Here is an 18,995-nt window from a genome sequence, read left to right on the forward strand (position 1 = left end):
TTGACGGCAACGACCGGAGCGGCAGCGAAGGGAGGCAGCAGTCAAGTGTCCGCGTACAAGCTGTTGTTAGGCGGACTTTTAGATTGCTAATCTGGAAACGTCACCTGGATGTAGTCTGCAAACCCCCTATTGCTCCTCCTGCCCGTTGTTGAAATTCTGGATTCATCCTCCATCTTCTTTAACACCTCCTTGTAGTTCCTGCTGATATACGGGGTGTCAACGCAGTGTTGCTCGTAGATCTCTTTCATCGTTAACGTGCGGCCTCTGAACGAACTGAGGAGAAGTTGCTCCAGTTCATCCAATGGCCGGTTGAGCTCGAATAGCAACTTCTGTTCCGCAGAAGACGGTGGAACAAATTCAAACGATGGAACACCTTGATTCTCTTTCGATGATTCCTTCGCCATGACCTCTTTCATCACTTCATAACCCTTAAAAGCCTTGGATACGAAGATCAGGTGGTGCGTAGTACGCTTGCCGCTTTGATTCTTGAAACAAAACGGTAGGACGTATCGGTGCCCGAAGGATTTGAGGACCTGTGCCAAACTTTCGACTATGGTTGTTTCTCTTTCCTGTGATGACATGCCATTCAACCTGGCTGACAGAGCTTCAGCTTCATCGCCGAATAATGCTTCCATGTGTTGTTTGACTAGTGGATTAGACAGCCCTGCATTTATCCGAGAGTAGTTGAAGAAAAAAATGCAGTCACAGCCCCAATCTTTCAGGAATGCATCGACAAGTCGCAGCGAAAGCCCTTTGTATCCCCAAGGATCAATAAATGCAAACAAAGGGATTGTTATAATCTCTTCGAATTGCTTGGCAATATCCTCTCCCACTTCTTCGTTCCAGACGATTGGAGAGTTTTTTAATCGGGAAATATTCTCAAGTTCGCCAATTGCGGATAGGAGTGAGCTTGAGTGATCTTCGTTCTTATCGTTGAGGATTGTTACCAGTCTCTCGCTGATCTCCGGATCATCTAGTGCTCGGTTTAGAATTCGAAGTGGAGTAGATATTGACCCATCTTTGTATCTACCTGGCCCAGCAAACAGATCTACATATCCCAGCTTCTGGGTACGTCTTGGAAAACGTTTCTGAGTTGCGATAATAATCTTCGCCCAAGCCACAAAGTACTTCTCGACGATGGTCGCCTTTACGACTGACTGCTCTTGGGATTCGTCGAAAAACTTATCGCTGCTACTTGGGGACATTCCTTGTCCTTTTCTTTTTGCTAAGTTGCCGGAAGCTGATTCCACATTAATTCATCAAGCAACCGACCAGTGTTTTTCTTGCCAACTTTGACGAATTTCTCGCCATACCAAACTTCCACTTTCTTTGTGACAAACTGGTCTCCCATCTCTTGTGCGGGAAACCAGTCACCCCACTGCTTGAAGTGAAAAGGTACATTGTGCTGGACGCAAACGTCCCGGATATGTCTAAACCAATCAGGGGAGGTGGGCCTTGCCTTTGAGCCCGTTTCGCCACCAGTAATTACCCAAGAAAGACTGCTAATCCATCGCGAAAGATCTAAATCTTCAAGCAATGGTTCGCAAGAAAGAAACTTCACCCTAGCATTGCTCTCTACGAGTTTGGGTATTCGTTTCAGGGCTGCGGCTTGGTCCTCAACTGTTGTCCCTAACCACACGTTTGTCGGCCAGTTGTCCCCCCAAGGAGTCAAGCGCCCAGCGAGATGCGGTCGTTTTGTGAGCAAGAGCCAGTCCAAGTTTGGAGTGTCCTCTATGAGCTGCCAGAGGCGCCTCCTATACTTGTTGAGGTCTTGGCGCCATTCAAATACGTCAGCCATAGAAGCGCAAAACACTCGCTTACGGCCAGACTCACCGGCCTCCTTATCCCAGACTAGCGGTTGCATCCAATAGTTGTCACTGAGAGACCTTCTTTCAGCTCTGTGGCCCCATACTGAATGGCCAGTTCGTTTTGCCCAGGCTTCGGCATAGCAGTTGTCGCAAGCAGGGGAAACCTTGGTACATCCCCACCAAGGATTGAAAGTATGATCAGTCCACTCGATCTTGGAATCTCGCATGGGCCGAGTATACACCTGTATTTATAACCAGTATAGCCCTTGTGTACTGGGCAGATGTATCGGTCCGCCTAACGTCCTTGAGGTTAGCGGTGCTAGATAACCTCTCAACGAAGAGCAATAGTTTTGCCAAGCATCCGCTGCGGCGAATGGTTAGGTTTGATGGCCAACTTACAATAGCTAAACCCATTAGGGCGATCGCAGGCTAGCACTATCTGGCGACAATGATCTTGGCCGCCAAGTGTCAATCATCTTGGCCGGTGAAAGCGGAAACTAAGCAGCAACCCATATCCCCATCTGCACAGTGCCCGGTCAACGAATCAATCAACGACAGGTCAAGATCTATATGAATGCAAGAGAGGGAGGTTGCGAGCAGGAAGCTGCGGCAGCCAAAGCTGGAATATCAACCCGAAGCAGTCGACGAATTGAGAGGGGGGAGCATCAACCGGGAAAGGCGCGTCAGCGCTGGCGCAGTCGCCCAGATCCGCTAGAGGCTGTGTGGGAAAGTGAGCTGGAACCGTTGCTGCGTCGGGAACCGAAGCTCAAACCGATGACCCTGTTGCTCTATCTACAGAGGAAGCACCCTGGCGAGTATTCCCGTTCCATCTTGAGAACGCTGCAAAGGCGAGTGCAGCAATGGCGAGCCCAGCATGGCCCAGCCAAAGAAGTGATGTTTCCCCAGGAGCATCGTCCAGGCGAGCAAGGTCTGTCGGATTACACGCAACTGAAACAGGTGAAGGTCACCATCGGGGGAGAAGCCTTTGCCCACCTGCTCTATCACTACCGTCTGGCCTACAGCGGTTGGCAATATGTGGAGATTGTGGAAGGGGGGGAAAGTTTCATCAGTCTCTCCGAATGCCTGCAAAATGCCCTGCATGAATGTGGCGGAGTGCCCAAAGCACATCGCACCGATAGCCTCAGTGCTGCCTATCGCAACCTGGGAGGACGAGCGGAAAAAGACTTGAGTTTCAGCTACCAAAAGCTGTGCGAACACTACCGCATGCGGCCCAGTCGGAATAACCGGGGTCAGGGTCACGAGAACGGTTCCATCGAATCCCCGCACGGTCACTTCAAACAGCGATTACGCCAAGCCCTGCTGCTGCGGGGAAGCACGGACTTCGACTCGAAAGCCGACTATCAGGCTTGTATTGCCGAAGTGGTGGCCTCTCTCAATCAGAGCTGCGAGGCAGAGTTCGGCATCGAACGAGAATTTCTGGGAGCTCTGCCGACTCATCGTCACCCGGATTGCGAAGTGCTCTCGGTTAAGGTGACTCGCAACAGTACCATCAGCGTGTGCTGTATCCTCTACACCGTCCCCTCTCGATTGATTGGCCAGCGACTGACGATCCACTTACACCACGACCGCTTGGTGGGGTTTGTGGGTCTGCAACCAGTGGTGGAGTTGAAGCGATTGCACGTGCCCAAAGAGGCTCCCAGCCGCCGGGGTCGCCAGCTCGATTACCGGCATGTGATTGACAGTTTGAGGAGCAAGCCGAGAGCCCTGCTCAACTGTCAATGGCGCGAGCAGCTCCTTCCCAGCGAGGACTACCGCCGTTTGTGGGGCCAGTTTCTCGAGCAGTTCGGTTCCGATACTGCTTGCCGGTTGATGGTGGCATCCCTCTACATCGCCGCCAAACAAGACAAGCAACAGGCGGTGCTGGAGTATCTCGAATCTCAGTTTGCGGCCCAAAGCTTGACCCTATCTGGCTTGCAGCAACAGTTCGGGCAGACTCAATCCTCCCCCCATCCGCTGGAGGTACATCAACATTCTTTATTCGACTACGACCAACTGATTTGCCATGACTCTATCCAATCCCCGCATCCAGCAGACCCTACCGCTATTGCTCAAATCCCTGCGCCTGCCCCACATGCTCAAACAGTGGAGCTCCCTGGAGCAACAGGCTAGCGAGCAGGGATGGTCCTACGGTCAATTTCTCGCCGCTCTGTGCGAACAGGAGCAGGCTCAGCGCTACCACAACCGGGTACAGCGCTATCTCAAGCAGGCTCAGTTGCCTCCCGGCAAGTCGCTGACCAATTTCAACTTTGACCACTGCCCCCATCTCAATCAGACTCAACTGATGCAGTTAGCTAATGACCGGGGTTGGTTGGAGCGAGGAGAAAATTTGCTCTTGTTCGGACCCAGTGGAGTTGGGAAAACTCATGTCATTACGGCTGTATCCCGCTCCCTGATTGAGTTAGGCGCTCGGGTGAAGTTCGTCAGTGCCACCACTCTGGTGCAGCAGTTACAGCAGGCTAAGCTTGAGCTTTCACTACCGACTCAGCTGCTGGCTCTCGATCAGTTCGAGTTGTTGGTGCTTGACGATATTGGTTACGTCAAACGCTCGGAGGCTGAAACGTCGGTGCTCTTCGAGCTGATCTCCCATCGCTACGAACGGCGCAGTTTGGCCATCACTTCCAATCATCCCTTCAGTGCTTGGGATTCTATTTTTGCCGACACCATCATGACGGTTGCGGCGGTCGATCGCCTCGTGCATCACGCCACCATCATCGAGATTCAAACTGAAAGTTTCCGGCGACAGAAGGCCGTTGAGTCTCACTCTGTTGGCGATCGCAACCCGGCAGGATAGTTGACGCCACTGCTTTCACCGATCGCTGTTTGGATAGCGCGACAAACATCGCGATTCCAACTGAGGTTCCCAGCCATAGCAGGCTGTCGAGACTCGCATTCTTAGCGGATCGCAACCCGGCAGGATGCTTGACGCCACTGCTTTCACCGATCGCTGTTTGGATAGCGCGACAAACACTGCGATTCCAACTGAGAGTTCCCAGCCACAGCAGGCCGTCGAGGTTTGCATTTTTGGCGATCGCAACTCGACAGGATGGCTGACGCCACTGCTCTCACCGAGCACTTCTTGGCTGATGCGACCATCATCCGCTTACTGCGCGTTACAGTAACCGGTCAGAATGATTGACGCCGACCGGCCAGGATGGTTGACATTTAATATGTAGGTATAGCTGGAGTCGAAGTCACGGATGCCAATCAGTTGACTGGCGGCATCGTAGCTATAGTCGATCTGGTCAACTGTGCTACCTACACTGTCTGAGAAGCGTTCTTGTGAGAGGCGATCGAGTAAATCGTAGCTGTAATCGGTTTGACGACCGTTGCGATCGATGAGGCTAGTTAAGTTACCGACTGCGTTGTAGCTAAAAGTGCGGCTGTCGCCCAGAGGATTGGTTTCGCGCACCAATAGGTCGCGGGCGTCATACTCATACGTGGTGGTGTTGCCGGAGGCGTCAGTGAAGGATGCGAGGGTACCGACAGCGGTATAGCTGGAGGTGGTGGTAAACCCGAGTGGATCGATAGTAGCGATCTCTCGATTGAGCTCGTCGTAAACAAAGCGGGTGGTATTGCCCAAAGCATCGGCTTGCGAGGTCAAATTGCTGACGGCGTCGTAGCTGAACAGTGTCGAGTTACCCAAGGCATCGGTGATGCGAGTTTGTCGGTTGAGCTCGTCATAACCGAAGCGAGTAGTGCGCCCCAACTCATCAGTAAAGGCAGTCTGATTGCCAACAGCATCGTAGATGAAGTTGATGCTATTCCCCAAAGCATTGGTGGTTTGGGTAAGGCGGTTGAGGACGTCATACTCAGAAGTCGTCACTCGCCCTAAGGCATCCTCGATAGCGTTAAGGTTGCCGACAGCGTCGTAGTTAAACAGGGTGGAGTTGCCGAGGGCATCGGTGATGCGAATTTGTTGATTGAGCGCGTCGTAACCGAAACTAGTGATGCGCCCTAACTCGTCTTTGGATGCAGTCAGATTTCCGACAGCGTCATAGGTAAAGTTGGTGCTATCCCCCAAAGCGTTAGTAGTTTGTACCAGACGGTTGAGCTCGTCATACTCCGAAGTCGTGACGCGCCCTAATTCATCCTGGAAAGCCGTCAGATTTCCTGCCGCATCGTAGGTGAAATTGGTGCTGTCACCCAAGGTATTGGTGGTTTGCACCAGACGGTTTAGCTCGTCATACTCCGAAGTCGTGACGCGCCCTAATTCATCCTGGAAAGCCGTCAGATTTCCTGCCGCATCGTAGGTGAAATTGGTGCTGTCACCCAAAGCATTGGTGGTTTGTACCAACCGATTGAACTCGTCATACTCCGAAGTCGTAACACGTCCTAATTCATCTTGGAAGACAGTCAGATTCCCTGCCGCATCGTAGGTGAAATTGGTGCTGTCACCCAAAGCGTTAGTAGTTTGAACTAGACGGTTGAGTTTGTCATACTCCGAAGTCGTAACCCGGCCTGATTCATCCTGGAAAGCAATCAGATTGCTGACGGCATCGTAGGTGAAATTGGTGCTGTCACCCAAAGCATTGGTGGTTTGTACCAGACGATTGAGCTCGTCATACTCCGAAGTTGTGATACGCCCTAGCTCGTCTTGGAATGCAGTTAAATTCCCCGCCGCATCGTAGATGAAGTTGGTGCTGTCATCCAAGGCATTGGTGGTTTGCACCAAACGATTGAGCTCGTCATAGTTTGAGGTTGTAACGCGCCCTAACTCATCTTGGGAGGCAGTCAAATTACCGACAGAATCATAGGTAAAGGTGACGCTGTCGCCTAAAGCATTAGTAGTCTGTACCAATCGATTGAGAACGTCATACTCCGAAGTCGTAACCCGCCCTAATTCGTCTTGGAATGCAATCAGATTACCGACAGCATCGTAAGTATTTCTGAAACTATCACCTAAAATATTAGTGGTTTGAGTCAAGCGATTGAGATTATCGAATGCGAACGTCGTCACCCGACCGAGCTCGTCCTCCCGCGCGATAACGTTACCAACAGCGTCGTAGGTCAAAGTGACACGATCGCCTACAGCATTGGTGGTTTCCACCAAACGGTTGAGCCCGTCATAGCTGAGGGTGCTAACACGGCCTAATGCATCGATAGTCTCGATGAGATTGCCTTCGCCGTCGTAACTCAGACGGTTAGTTTCTCCCAATGCATCCGTCACTTCGGCCAAACGATTCAGCTCGTCGTAGACCGAAGTCGTAATACGCCCTAGCTCATCTTCAATTGCGATCTGGTTGCATTACCATTGGAAAACTCAGTCAGTGTAACTTGAGATACATTTGCACCTGTCCCCAAAAGAACAGCTCCCAAGGCGCTTGTTGCAACAACAGGTGCCAGTGCACCAGCAGCAGCTCCTACTCCAGCGGCGATTACCACATCGCCAATATCTATACTTCCTGTAGAAATAAGTTGGCCTGCAACCGAGCCAGCAGCCCCAGCCAGCAGCCCTATTCCGCCAGTAACCACAAATAATGGAACGAATTCACCAGTGGGATCGGTGAAGGTTGTAGGGCTATTAAAAACATATCTATAAAGGTTAGAATCACCTGCACTGAAGCCTAATTGATCTTGACTTACAAACTGTCCACTGGACGAGTCATAATAACGTCTTCTATTGTAGTAGAACCCAGTTTCTACGTTGAACTCGCGGCCTGTGAAACTAAATCGAAACTCAATACTGGGATTAGTTTGTCCAGTAATATTCCCAAAGCTATCGTAGAGAATGTGATTGACAATACTACCCCCTGCATCGACCAGATCTCGCACGGTCCCTAAATTATCGGTCAGAGTAAAGAGTGCTCTGCCCTGAGCATCTTCCTGAGCCAGTATTTGGTCTGTTACCGGACCGTGCAAATAGCGAGCAGTCAGATCGCCCTCGCCATCAAATACAAGAGAAATGTGCTCTTTGTCATACACAAAACGCTCCGTTTGCGCGGCTAAAGCTCCATCTCCATCCAGATCGACAGTTCTGAGAATGCGACGGCCGAAGACATCGTAGTCATATTCCGCCGAGAGGATGGTGTTGCCATCGCTATCGCGGGTAACAACTGTTCTCAATTGATTGCGATGGTCGAACTCGTATTCGGTGACCTCTCCAGTCGCTCTGTCCGTCTGACGAATGCGGTTGCCCTCATTGTCGTAGTCGTAGAGGAATTGCTCGTCTTCGAGCAATCGATTGTCAGGGCCTGAGCGAGAGCCGTCATTGGTGCGATTGCCATTGGCGTCATAGGTGTAAACCTCATCAGTCTGGAAGCTATGCTCTGCCGAGATGAGTTGACTGCGCTCGTCATAGCTGAAGCTGCTGACCCCATCGATTGAAACTAACTCAGTAATGCGATTGGCCGCATCGTACTGATAGCGATACTCGGCGATCGCACCTCCATCATTAAGCCTTGCTGTATCTGATTCCCGAGGTGTAATGTCTCTCCTCCAGCTAAATTTCGCCGCTCGCTCTCTCCACCGACTCAAGAAAAGTCTTAGTAGTGTTCGAGTTTTGGGCTGCTTCTCTGAAGTCTTCCAGGATTCGTTCGTATTCTTCCGGTTTCCCAACTGAGTAGAAGCGCTGTATCTCTCGGATAGCTTCTTCGTTATGTCTGGTCCTCAACAAAGCATGAAAGTAACAGACCGAGCTTAACTCATTAGTTGAACTTATCTTTGAGGTGATTTTGAAAAAAATACTCCGATTCATCGAACAGCCCTATTTCCTTAGCCATTTCACCAGCCATCGGGTAGGCGGAACCTCTCTTCGGATACTTGGAAATTAATGCGACAAATGCCTTATAATCAGCTTGATATTTTTTTTAGCTTCGTAAAGCCATTGCATGCATAAACTGCTTTTCATATTCTTCGTCTTTCACAATCATTGCCTCCAAGTCAAGTGTCATTTGATTGCAGCTCTGCCTCAATAGCCTCGAGGAAATCACTAGTTGCTTCAGAAGTTTTTGCCCCTTCACGAAGATCGTCCAACAACAGTTCATACTCTTTAGGTTCTCCAACTGAATAGAATCGTTTGAGTTCTAATATAGCTTCACGAATTTTTGAGTTCTTCATCAATGCATGAAAATAGAGCACTGAGGGAAGTTCTTTCTTTGGGCTCAGTGTTGACGTAATCCTAAAATGCTTTTCCACCTCGTCACGTAAGCCGAGCCTTTTCGCCATATCGCCAGCCATACCGTGTATTTCAGGTCTTCCGGGATACTGCGAGGCCAATTCAACAAACGCCTCGTAGGCAGCTTTGTAGTTCCCCTGCTGACGGAACTCCATCGCAAGTTCGAACTGCTTTGCATAATCTTCTTTTGACACACTCTAAACTCCTACTCAGTCAGCTGCGAAATCTCCACACGAAAGGCGAGAGGTGTTTCACTTTAGCTAAATGCTTTATGATCTGGCTCTATCTCACAAATATTTACACCCTCTAAGGATCGTTTTGTTGTATGCAAGTAAGTGCTCTGACTTCGGCATGAATAAAGTTGATTAGAATTGGGTTCTGCCACTACCACCACCAAGTCCACTAAAAATAAATGTGAGAACACCTCCAATTCCCGAAAGTATTGTTGTTGCAAAATAACCCCAACTTCGGCACCCTAATCACGCCCAACTTCGGGGTCTTGTCCGCTTTTGGTGATCGTTAAATCTGTCCTAAATGAGGCGCTTATTTCGTATAAGAATCAACTGATTAGGATGAGGCGCTTGGCCAATAGCTCGAGCCCAGCCCTTCCAAACATCTGCCGTTTCAGCATTTTTAGTCGGTTGTTTTGACCCTCCACTGGCCCATTGCTCACCTCGAGTGTGAGAGCTGCTTTCACCGCATCGTAATCTTCTTGAAGACCCTTGGCAAAACTCCGTAATGCCTTGATTGAGCTGCTCACAGCTGTCTCCAGCCAATCGTCGAATTCCCCAGGCAGTCGCTCGCGCACCAGTTTGATGAACCCCTGAGCCAGAGCGATCGCCCCCGATAACTTTGGCTGCTGGCCCAGTTTTTCCAGCAGGGTTTTCTCCTCAGGCGTAAGGTTTTCAGGCCGTGTCAACAGCAGCCAAGCCGCCCGCTTGGCACTCAAAGGCTCTGACACTGGTGTGGCGGGTGATGGCGCTGGTCCCCGACCCGGTAAGTCATTGAGGGATTCTCGGCTGGGCTTGATGGAGGGCAGAGAGCAACGCAACTGCCGAGTGTAACGGGCGACGGTCATATAGCTGCCCGGGTACCCTTGCTGTTGGATCTCGCCAAACAACTGTTTAGTTTGTTGGCGCCCTTGCTGCCATTGCTCTGACAGGTAAGCCTTGTATGGATCCAAACAACTGGGGTTTCTCCGCCGCCCCACAGGATATTGCCATTCCGGAAACGTTGACGCGGCCAGGTAGGTATACACCGTTCGCTCGCCAATGCCGAGGTGATGGGCAATGTCTTTAATGGCATAGCCTTGCTTGCGTAGAGCATGGGTTTGTTCCCACTTCTCCAGTCGTATGGCCCGATTGACTTCCCTTTGGGTTCGATATCTATCCGGAGCAGCTTCGGGGGTCGGTGCTTCGGTTGGCTGTTGGGCTTGAATCTGTTGCTGCTCAACCTGTTCGAGCGACTGGGTTTGTCCCTTAAAGACTTTCTCTAAAGCCTCTTCGAGATTCTGCAACAGATGAAAGCGATCGGCTACCTGGATGGCATCGGGTGCTCCATCGCTCATGCCTCGCCTGTAGGCTTTGGAGCGATCTCTCGAGAGAATCTTCACGCCAGGATGCTCTTTCAACCAGGCTGCTAAGGTCCCAGCCGCCCGGTCGGGGAGTAGTGCGATCGGTTGGTTGGTCTCCAAGTCGACCAAGATCGTTCCGTAATGATGACCCGTGCGAAACGCGAAATCATCCACCCCCAATATCTTTGGCGTGGCCATGACTGGTAGGGGCAATTTGGAGATGGCTCGCAAGATGGTGTTGCGGCTGTATCCGTATCCGAGCTGATGGCTCAAGCGGGCTGCTGCCGAACCACCGAGGGCTAAGCCCATCGCTTCCAGTTGAGCCGTGTAGCGAGTCGTGCGTCTGGCCCAAGGCGCGACAACCTCGGGCAGACGCTCCGTAAAGATACGCCGAGGGCAACGCTCGTTGAGGCAGAAGAACTTACAGACTTGGAGCAATATCGTCAGCGTGAATTGAACCAATGGCAAATCCCTCAACGTTCTCTCATAGTGGCTATGGATGCGATCGGTGGAGCGATGACACAGCGGGCAACAGGCCACCGTTTGAGTCGAGCAGAGGTTAACAACGAGCTGTTGGTTGGCCGGATCGATACTCCAACTGTTCAAGCTCACATCCGTTTGGCTGGGCAGGAGATGCTGTAAAAGTTCCACGGGCTTGGCAGAGTGAGGGTTTGCACCTGGTATTCTCCTATACCTTCTCTGCATCACCAAAAGCGGACAAGACCCCGAAGTCGGATGAATATGCACCAAGCTTGTTGGGTAGCTTCCCAGCCATCTGTGTTGACTGTTTGGGGCTTGTAGTCCGGTTGCAGCGCTTGAGCCTGCTGCACAAACTCCAGATAGCCGCAGCGCAAGGCTTCTGTACTCGCGGCAGTGGTCAGACTAGCCCCTAAAATGCACCCCTGAGCCACGGTGGTGGGCAGGTAGACTCGTTGCCCTTGCCACCAGGTATGCTTCTCATCGGCCAGCAGATGCTCGGGCAAGCGTTCGGGGGCTTTGACCGTGGAGCCCACAATCGAGCAGCGACCCAACGAGCGATAGGCTCGATACCAATACATGCTGTTGCGCCCCAGCACGTAAGCTAAGCCATCGAAGGGAACGCCAAAGCGGCACAGGTAGAGTCCTTTTTCCACCTGCTCGGTGCGCCCAACCATGTAGGGCATGACAAAATCTGGCCGCAGTTGATAGACCTCTTGGGTGGCATGCAACTCAATTCGACGCATGCGCAGCCCCAGCTTGCGCGAATAGACAAAGCTGTGAAAGCGGAAGCCCTGTTCGAAATGGGCAGGCAATAGCTCCGGATGCCGCCTCCACAGTTGCATCAGATGGCTGCGGCAGGCATCGGCATTCTCCATCAAGCTCTGATACTGGGCTTCAGTCTCGACTGGCATGCAGATGCTCTTGTCTCCCCGTTTGGCTGCAGGCACGATCGGCGTCTCATCCACGACAAGCTAGCTCTATCAAACATCCATTGGTACTTCACTATACACTGGTGCCATAGAATCCGTTAGAAGCAGAAATATATTTTGTTTTATTGATTGCTTCTAGCTTTTCCTCTCTTTCTGCTTTGCTCTCAATCTTTCCCGCAGCTTTCTTCTCTTTTCTTCTCTCTTTGTCTAGCTCTTCGTTGACTATCTTCATTACATGGAACCTATCTGCCACCACTGTCGCATTTGGCATCATTTCTTCAACTATAGCAATCCGATATGAATTGTAAATGCTGATCCTTGCCAGCACTGGGCTTCAGGCATCCTGACGTTTACAAATGGCTTAGGACCGCTATAGATCCCGGTATGGCCTCCACAGATCGATACTGGCTTCCACAATTCTACTCAACACCTCTTCTCCCCATCCAGTAAAGACTTGACGCAATTCCTCTTGACGACGTGACTCTAGCAACATGAGTGGCTTCCTAAGATCTAGGTCCACTAAGACAGCACAATAGTTACCCTGTCCTTTGACTAATGAAATCTCATCGATTCCTAACCTCTTTAATCCTTCCGGTACTTCTTGAATTAATTGCTCGCCCAATTCATTGAGAATTGTTTGGATCTCATCATCACTTAGATCGTTGCGTTCTGCCACACTCCGGATATCACTATCCAAAACCTGACCAATGATTGCTCTGGCTAAGCGCTTTGTATAAGTTCTATTCTTGTCAACATGCTCTAGCACTTCACTGAATGGCTTTCCACAATTCTTACGCTTAAATTGACGGCGATTGATTCGTAGATAAACAGATTGTCCACTCATTGGCAAGTCTCTAACTAAGTACCGGTGATTTTGGTGCAGTCTTCGACTCGTCTAACCGCAATGAGGACAAATGGCTTGTCGACTTTCTGACTCTAGTTCCAAGAAGATGCCGATACCTTCAAGAGTTTGATATCCTGTGACCCGAGACCCAGGCAGATCCAATGTCTCTGTGAGTAGTTTTTGACAGGCTATGGCGAGCATATTATGATCTTCTAAAGATGATATCTACATTATCATTCAGATATTTATATGATTCAATCTCTTGTAATCCATGCTCAGTAAGAGCTCTGGCCTCGGAATAGAAGTTTTGATTTTAGGGTTCTTCGGTACCTGTTATGCTGATGGAAGCTTGTAAATGACCAAACCCCTTACCCAGTAAGGCTTATATGCCATGTTGTCTCCAGAAAAGGGTGTTTTGCCAACAAACTCTTAGCTAATAAGGCTTTGAGGGATTATCAGGCCGAAACTAGCATACCAAGTCCGGTAGAGCCGATTTTAGTAGATTTGTTCTTTTTGCCTTGTTTGGCATAGCAGGACCGGAAGAGCCAAATTATTTAGGTTATATCTTTCTGAATAGACGGTAAAGTTCTCGTGAAGGAGCTCGAGTAATATTGCGGATTGAACGACCATAACGGAGCATGCTTCGGGTAGGGGATTTGCACCCAACGACCGATGATTTTCTCCCACCACCTTGCTTTATGAGGTAAACTTGCCACTTGAACGCAATGGCATCCATTCCATAGTGCGCCGATCGCATCTGTGTGAAAACCATCTCCAATAACAACCACTTGAATCGGTAGTAATCTCATGCTATATAATGCGATCTTGAAACTTTTTGGAAATGGTTTTTTAGCTCTGCCGATCGCATCTATCCCTAATCGCTCGGACCAGTAATTCACCCTATACTCGCGCTTTCCATTTGATAAGATAAATAGACTGAAACCCTCCTCCTGCGCCCGCTCAATCCAAGATTCAGAATTTGGTGAAAGATAGCGATCGTCTTCTGATACTATTGTGTTGTCTAAATCTAGAATAATCCCGCGAATTCCAATTTGTTTAAGTTGATTGAGATCTAAGGATGAGAGACTTGTACATCTTCTGAATGTTCTTCTAGACATTGGTTTGGATGTTTGGAATGCGACAATAAGGCTTAATGAAGACTATCTCATTTCAGTTCTGCAATCTAATTCCTAAGTCTTTTTTGCTAGAGGTTAAATTTTAAATGTTATGCGATCAGTCCTGCCGTTTGACATATATGAATGCCCACAATGACAGCCACCCAAGATATGACGGTTACGAGAATAGGTATATCTGACAATAAAACATCTTCGGGTCTTTCTGTCGATTTGGTTGATTCTTGACCCAGCTCGAGCTTGCGATCGATGGTATCGACTAAGAACTGATATCGGAAGATTCCAAACATAACAAACGGTAATGTGAATAGCATCCAAGCAGTTGATGCACCGTTGACTACTGGCCCAGAGCTCCAAAGGGCATAGCACATTACTGTGCTGGTGGTTGCCGTACTTTCCATGCGGTATAAGAAGGGAAGTGAATATCGCTGCAGCACAAATCGCGTACTCCCTCCATATCTCAACATCATCTTGAGTTCAGCTTTGCGTTTCTCGATCGCCAAAAACAGAGAAAGCATGGCCGTGCAAAGCAGAAACCAGGGCGAGACCGGGATATCAGTACTGGCTGAACCTGCATAGGCTCGAAGTAGAAAGCCGGTTGCAATGGCTCCAATATCGGCAATGGGCTTGTGTTTGAGTTTCAAGTTGTAGGCAGTTTGCAGGAGGATGTAGGCAAAAAGCGTTAGAGCAAGAGTGGGCTTCCACAATCCGCTAACTAGGAGAGCTCCAATTAATAATCCCCCTGCCATTGCAATTGCGGTCGGTATGGCTACTTTACCTGCTGCAATCGGACGATTGCATTTCACCGGGTGCTGGCGATCGGATTCGAGATCGGCGATATCATTCAGTAGGTAGAAGCCACTGGATACACAGCAAAATAATAGAAAGGCAATGAAGCAAGACCCAAGGGAATCCAACCGAAATGCAAATAATGGGACCGCAAAGACAATTAGATTTTTAGTCCATTGCCGAGGTCTTAGAGCCTTGAGATGTTCTGAGAACCTATGGTGCGAGGTTTCGGGTTGCATGACTGGAGGGCTCTCCCCTTCAGGTTCTAATAATTTTTCTCGCTCGTCTACAGGGTTGGTGTCCATGATTTACTTGGCTTATCTGTATTGATATTCAATGGGAGTTGTTCGCTAGCGATAGATGATAGATTCAAGCCCTCTGGCTAGCTCCCTATACCCACGGAAAGTCGAGCTTTTCGGGCTCCATCTCAAAAACGGTCCAGACTGTTGTACAGATGGAAATACTTCCCGTTTGTATGATGAGGTGTATCGCCTGTGGGGTCAATCAAACTGACGGGATCGCTATCTTCTGCAATCCCGGCACTGAATGGCGGTGGGTCCAGTTAGACAGCCTGCGTTTGTCTGAAGCGAATTTTTTGAGGCGAATCGATTTGTGCCTGAATTACCTGAAGTTGAAACCGTCCGGCGCGATCTCGAACGCTCGACGCTGCATCAAACGATCGCCAGCGTCGAAGTCCTGCTCGATCGCACCATCGCCCATCCCTCGCCTGCTGACTTCTGCAGTCGCTTGAGCGGCCAGCAACTGGTGGACTGGCAGCGACGGGGTAAATATTTGTTGGGGGAACTCAGCAGTGGCGATCGCCTCGGAGTTCACCTGCGCATGACCGGACAGTTACTCTGGCTGGAGTCCTCCGACGAACCGGTCCACAAACACACGCGGGTGCGCATGGCGATCGCCCAGGGCCGCGAATTGCGCTTCAACGATTGTCGCACCTTCGGCCAAATCTGGTTGGTGCCCAGCGGCATCCCCACAGCGACAATTGTGACAGGGTTGGCCAAGTTGGGGCCGGAACCCTTAAGCCCCGAGTTTTCAGAGGAGTATTTTTACCAGCAGTTGCAAACAAGCCGCCGCCCGATTAAAAATGCCTTACTCGACCAGCGGTTAGTGGCGGGGGTGGGAAACATCTACGCAGATGAAGCCTTATTTCTCGCTCAGACGCATCCGCAGACCCCCTGCGATCGCTTCACCCGCCCCTGGAGTGCCCAACTCCGCGCCTGCCTCATTCAGGTCTTGAGTGACAGTATCGAGCAGCGGGGCACCAGCTTCAGTAGCTACCGCGATCTGGGTGGCGTTAACGGCAATTATCTGGGGCATGCATGGGTCTACAGCCGTAAGGGGAAACCCTGTCGGCGCTGCGATGGCGAGATTGTGCGGATTAAATTGGCGGGGCGATCGGCTCACTTTTGCCCCAACTGTCAATTTTCGTCGTCGGCCAAACTGACATCCTGGCTGCGCTGCCACAAACCGTAGAGATCGAGCACCGCAGTCAATTGCTTCTCTTCGGCTTCGGGGGATTGACTCACCACAATTGCTTCAATCTGGCTGTCGCCATAGCGAAACTGCTGGGCCTGACTCCATTCCAACTGGGCATCTACTCCAGGCACGCAACGCAGGTGGGCAGCTAACTCGCGGTAGACTGCCAGGGGCATGTCACGATACCGAATTGCGAATTGCATAGAGGAGCTAGGCCGTTTGGGATTGGACTTCGCCAGAAGATAGAGTGCAACAGTTGACATCGTCCAGACAGACTTTGCCCCACTGCAAGGCCCAACGCACCAATGCCACACGATTGGCAGTTCGGGTTTTTTCTAAGATATTGCTGATGTGGTTATCCACCGTGCGCTTGCTGATCTCTAGCCGCTTGGCAATATCCTGATTGGTCAAACCCGTTGCAATCAGCTCGACTACCTGCAATTCACGATCCGACAAATTATCGTTAGTACGATAGGAGTTTTCCATGCTGTCCGCCAGAACGTATATATACTCAATACCCTATGGCGACCATTGTAGAGGATCGACTTAGATGTGGCACCTGCCGAGAGAAAAAAAAACTATGGGGCTGCAACTCTTGCCTAATTGGCCTCTGCATCTGTCGAATCGGATGGTCGAGTGCCGATGAAATCCTTGGGGCTTACCCCCTGCAAAAAGCGACGGAAAGCTTCTCGTTCGGCGTCGTCGGCATCCTGATCGACGGGAATTGAGGCTTCTGCAATCACCTCTTCCATCGTCCAAATGGGTGCATCCGCCCGCAGCGCAATGGCGATCGCATCGCTGGGCCGAGAGTCGATGTGAACGCTTTCTTCATCTTTGCGCAGGGTGATGGTGGCGTAAAATGTATCGTCCTTCAGCTCGCACACCACAATCTTGTCCACCGCATAGCCCAACTCTGTCCAAGAACTCAGGATCAAATCGTGGGTCATGGGGCGGGCGGGGGTTTGGCCGTCGAGGGCCTGCATAATGGCATTGGCCTCAGCTTTACCGACCCAAATGGGTAACGCTCGCCGTTCGCTGAGGTCTCGCAGAATCACAATGGGCACGCGATTGGCAGCATCTAATGCAATCGCTGCAACCTCCATTTCCACCATGATTCTGGCCTCCCGACCGCTGGGTAATTCGATCCTAACCATGCCCCATAGCTTTGACAAGCAGCCGAGATCGGGAGAAATTGCAAGAAAATGATTTGTTCTGTCAGTGCTTGACCGGTTGCAGAAACAATCGGATACCAATCGCAATCAATCGATAGATCGCCGCGATCAAAGATGTTTATCTGTCCCCACCACCCCACAAGATCGCCATGTTCACTGGACTCATCCAAGCCACCGGTCGCCTGCAAACCGCAAACGAATCGCAAGTTCGCATCCACTGGCTGGGGGCCAGTCCCCAACTCTTGGGCGATTTGGAGTTGGGGGACAGTGTGGCGGTGGATGGGGTGTGTTTGACTGTGGCGCGGGGGACATCCGATGGCTTTATTGCCGATGTTTCGCCCGAAACGCTGGCCCGCACGACATTGGTCGATCGCCCCGCCAACCATCTCGTCAATCTGGAGCGTTCGCTGCGGGTGGGGGGCAAGGTGGGGGGGCACTTCGTCACCGGTCACATCGATGGGATTGGCTATTTTGGCGAGGGCGTTGAAAGTGGAGCCGCTTGGGAATTGAGCTTTCGAGTACCCGAGCGGGTGGCAAAATATATCGTGCCCAAGGGCAGTATCGCCATCAACGGCATCAGTCTGACAGTGGCAGATATGGAGGTTGGGGGGAGTGGGTTTAAGGTGGCTGTCATTCCCCATACCTACGAACTCACCAACTTATCTGCCCTCAAGCCGGGAGATCCAGTCAATCTAGAAGGGGATATTTTGGGCAAATATGTCGAGCAATTCTTGCTGGGGCGCAGGACGGAGACAACTGCCGAGCGGGTGCCGGTCGGCGAGCCCGCATTAGACCTGAGCTTTTTATCCGAACACGGTTTTTTGTAGGACTGGCCTCGATCGGAGACTCGCGCCTGTAGGATAAGGAGTTGATTGACCGCAAGAGGACGTTATGGCGCTGACACCCAATGAATTGAAGAAAATGGCTGCTGAAGAGGCGGTCAAGCGCGTGCAATCGGGCATGGTGGTGGGACTGGGCACCGGTTCTACTGCTGCCTATGCCGTCAGCGCCATCGGCGATCGCATGAAAACAGAGGGGTTGAAGATTATCGGCGTGCCCACCTCCGCGCGCACGTTCGAGCAGGCCCAGTCCCTCGGCATTCCCCTTGCAACTTTGGAAGCACAGCCCAAATTGGATCTGGCGATCGATGGGGCTGACGAAATTGAACTGAGTTCCCTCAACTTGATCAAGGGAGCGGGGGGGGCACTGCTGCGGGAGAAGCTAGTGGAGGTGAGCGCCGATCGCCTCATCATCGTGGCGGATAAGTCTAAAAAGGTGAATAAGCTGGGGGAGAAGTTTGCGCTACCCGTCGAGATTGTGCGGTTTGGTTGGAAGAGTACTTTCAGCCGTGTGGAGGCGCTCGGCTGCCAGCCCGTGTTGCGCCTGAGCGATGGTGGCGAACCGTTTATCACCGACGAGCAACATTACATCATTGATTGCCAATTCGGTCCGATGGACGATCCGGTGGCGATCGCCAATGCACTCAAAGCAACGGCAGGCGTCGTCGAGCACGGTCTCTTTATCGATATGACCGCCGAGGCGATCGTGGCCACCGATTCGGGTATCGAAGTATTGTCGAAGTAATCGACTTCTGCCGGGGTCGAGAGCGCCACATCCCCTGACCCCTAACGCTTGCCA

General features: G+C 51.0%; 20 protein-coding genes. 5 read left to right on the plus strand and 15 right to left on the minus strand.

What is annotated here, in order from left to right:
• Positions 1–86: 86 nt before the first annotated feature.
• Complete coding sequence (locus tag SYN7336_RS16820; RefSeq protein WP_227498529.1) at positions 87–1,250, minus strand: three-Cys-motif partner protein TcmP; 1,164 nt, start codon at positions 1,248–1,250, stop codon at positions 87–89.
• Entirely contained in the window at positions 1,226–2,035 is an 810-nt protein-coding gene (locus SYN7336_RS16825) for a DUF5131 family protein (RefSeq protein WP_017327110.1), read from the minus strand. Before SYN7336_RS16825 ends, SYN7336_RS16820 begins: the two co-directional genes overlap by 25 nt.
• A gap of 343 nt (positions 2,036–2,378) precedes the next feature.
• Here SYN7336_RS16825 and istA point away from each other — a divergent pair, with 343 nt between their 5' ends.
• On the plus strand, positions 2,379–3,938 hold the full coding sequence (istA, locus tag SYN7336_RS26380) for an IS21 family transposase (RefSeq protein ID WP_017327111.1): 1,560 nt from the start codon (positions 2,379–2,381) through the stop codon (positions 3,936–3,938).
• Entirely contained in the window at positions 3,832–4,620 is a 789-nt protein-coding gene (gene istB, locus SYN7336_RS16835) for an IS21-like element helper ATPase IstB (protein ID WP_083885715.1), read from the plus strand. Before istA ends, istB begins: the two co-directional genes overlap by 107 nt.
• Before the next feature lie 15 nt (positions 4,621–4,635).
• On the opposite strand, the gene SYN7336_RS30040 is transcribed toward istB, so the two are convergent.
• The 10 genes from SYN7336_RS30040 to SYN7336_RS16885 form a co-directional block, all read right to left on the minus strand.
• Positions 4,636–4,902, minus strand: a complete 267-nt coding sequence (locus tag SYN7336_RS30040; RefSeq protein WP_156820197.1) for a hypothetical protein — start codon at positions 4,900–4,902, stop codon at positions 4,636–4,638.
• 27 nt (positions 4,903–4,929) lie between these two features.
• Positions 4,930–7,065 (minus strand): hypothetical protein, encoded by a 2,136-nt coding sequence (locus SYN7336_RS31105; RefSeq protein ID WP_369791884.1) that lies wholly within the window; start codon positions 7,063–7,065, stop codon positions 4,930–4,932.
• On the minus strand, positions 7,044–8,303 hold the full coding sequence (locus SYN7336_RS16850) for an RHS repeat domain-containing protein (protein ID WP_017327113.1): 1,260 nt from the start codon (positions 8,301–8,303) through the stop codon (positions 7,044–7,046). Before SYN7336_RS16850 ends, SYN7336_RS31105 begins: the two co-directional genes overlap by 22 nt.
• Positions 8,304–8,708: 405 nt before the next feature.
• Complete coding sequence (locus SYN7336_RS16865; protein WP_017327114.1) at positions 8,709–9,137, minus strand: hypothetical protein; 429 nt, start codon at positions 9,135–9,137, stop codon at positions 8,709–8,711.
• Between the two features lie 365 nt (positions 9,138–9,502).
• On the minus strand, positions 9,503–11,167 hold the full coding sequence (locus tag SYN7336_RS16870; protein WP_017324316.1) for an ISL3 family transposase: 1,665 nt from the start codon (positions 11,165–11,167) through the stop codon (positions 9,503–9,505).
• Between the two features lie 53 nt (positions 11,168–11,220).
• Entirely contained in the window at positions 11,221–11,961 is a 741-nt protein-coding gene (locus SYN7336_RS31900; protein ID WP_017327115.1) for a hypothetical protein, read from the minus strand.
• Between the two features lie 37 nt (positions 11,962–11,998).
• Positions 11,999–12,253 carry a transposase gene (locus SYN7336_RS32735; protein ID WP_017327116.1) on the minus strand — a complete coding sequence of 85 codons (255 nt, stop codon included), beginning with the start codon at positions 12,251–12,253 and terminating at the stop codon, positions 11,999–12,001.
• A gap of 42 nt (positions 12,254–12,295) precedes the next feature.
• Positions 12,296–12,808 carry a transposase gene (locus SYN7336_RS32740; RefSeq protein ID WP_369791885.1) on the minus strand — a complete coding sequence of 171 codons (513 nt, stop codon included), beginning with the start codon at positions 12,806–12,808 and terminating at the stop codon, positions 12,296–12,298.
• Between the two features lie 515 nt (positions 12,809–13,323).
• Positions 13,324–13,887 (minus strand): YqeG family HAD IIIA-type phosphatase, encoded by a 564-nt coding sequence (locus tag SYN7336_RS33075; protein WP_071590802.1) that lies wholly within the window; start codon positions 13,885–13,887, stop codon positions 13,324–13,326.
• A 107-nt stretch (positions 13,888–13,994) separates the two neighbouring features.
• Positions 13,995–14,996 (minus strand): decaprenyl-phosphate phosphoribosyltransferase, encoded by a 1,002-nt coding sequence (locus SYN7336_RS16885; protein WP_017327118.1) that lies wholly within the window; start codon positions 14,994–14,996, stop codon positions 13,995–13,997.
• Positions 14,997–15,303: 307 nt separating this feature from the next.
• Between SYN7336_RS16885 and SYN7336_RS16890 the strand changes: the two genes are divergently transcribed.
• Entirely contained in the window at positions 15,304–16,182 is an 879-nt protein-coding gene (locus SYN7336_RS16890) for a DNA-formamidopyrimidine glycosylase (RefSeq protein WP_017327119.1), read from the plus strand.
• On the opposite strand, the gene SYN7336_RS16895 is transcribed toward SYN7336_RS16890, so the two are convergent.
• From SYN7336_RS16895 to SYN7336_RS16905, 3 genes are all read right to left on the minus strand, one after another.
• Positions 16,128–16,361 carry a hypothetical protein gene (locus tag SYN7336_RS16895; protein WP_017327120.1) on the minus strand — a complete coding sequence of 78 codons (234 nt, stop codon included), beginning with the start codon at positions 16,359–16,361 and terminating at the stop codon, positions 16,128–16,130. The genes SYN7336_RS16890 and SYN7336_RS16895 overlap by 55 nt on opposite strands.
• Before the next feature lie 34 nt (positions 16,362–16,395).
• Positions 16,396–16,671, minus strand: coding sequence for a LuxR C-terminal-related transcriptional regulator (locus SYN7336_RS16900; protein ID WP_017327121.1), 276 nt, complete (start codon positions 16,669–16,671; stop codon positions 16,396–16,398).
• A gap of 113 nt (positions 16,672–16,784) precedes the next feature.
• The gene (locus SYN7336_RS16905; RefSeq protein ID WP_026101092.1) at positions 16,785–17,297 is read right to left on the minus strand and encodes a bifunctional nuclease family protein; all 513 of its coding nucleotides are present in this window, start codon (positions 17,295–17,297) and stop codon (positions 16,785–16,787) included.
• 209 nt (positions 17,298–17,506) lie between these two features.
• Here SYN7336_RS16905 and SYN7336_RS16910 point away from each other — a divergent pair, with 209 nt between their 5' ends.
• Both SYN7336_RS16910 and rpiA read left to right on the plus strand, forming a co-directional pair.
• On the plus strand, positions 17,507–18,184 hold the full coding sequence (locus SYN7336_RS16910) for a riboflavin synthase (RefSeq protein ID WP_017327123.1): 678 nt from the start codon (positions 17,507–17,509) through the stop codon (positions 18,182–18,184).
• Positions 18,185–18,248: 64 nt separating this feature from the next.
• A complete protein-coding gene (rpiA, locus tag SYN7336_RS16915) occupies positions 18,249–18,941 on the plus strand; it encodes a ribose 5-phosphate isomerase A (protein ID WP_017327124.1) in 693 nt (230 codons plus the stop codon).
• Positions 18,942–18,995: the final 54 nt, after the last annotated feature.

This window comes from Synechococcus sp. PCC 7336, assembly GCF_000332275.1.
In the GTDB taxonomy this organism is placed as follows: domain Bacteria; phylum Cyanobacteriota; class Cyanobacteriia; order Thermostichales; family PCC-7336; genus PCC-7336.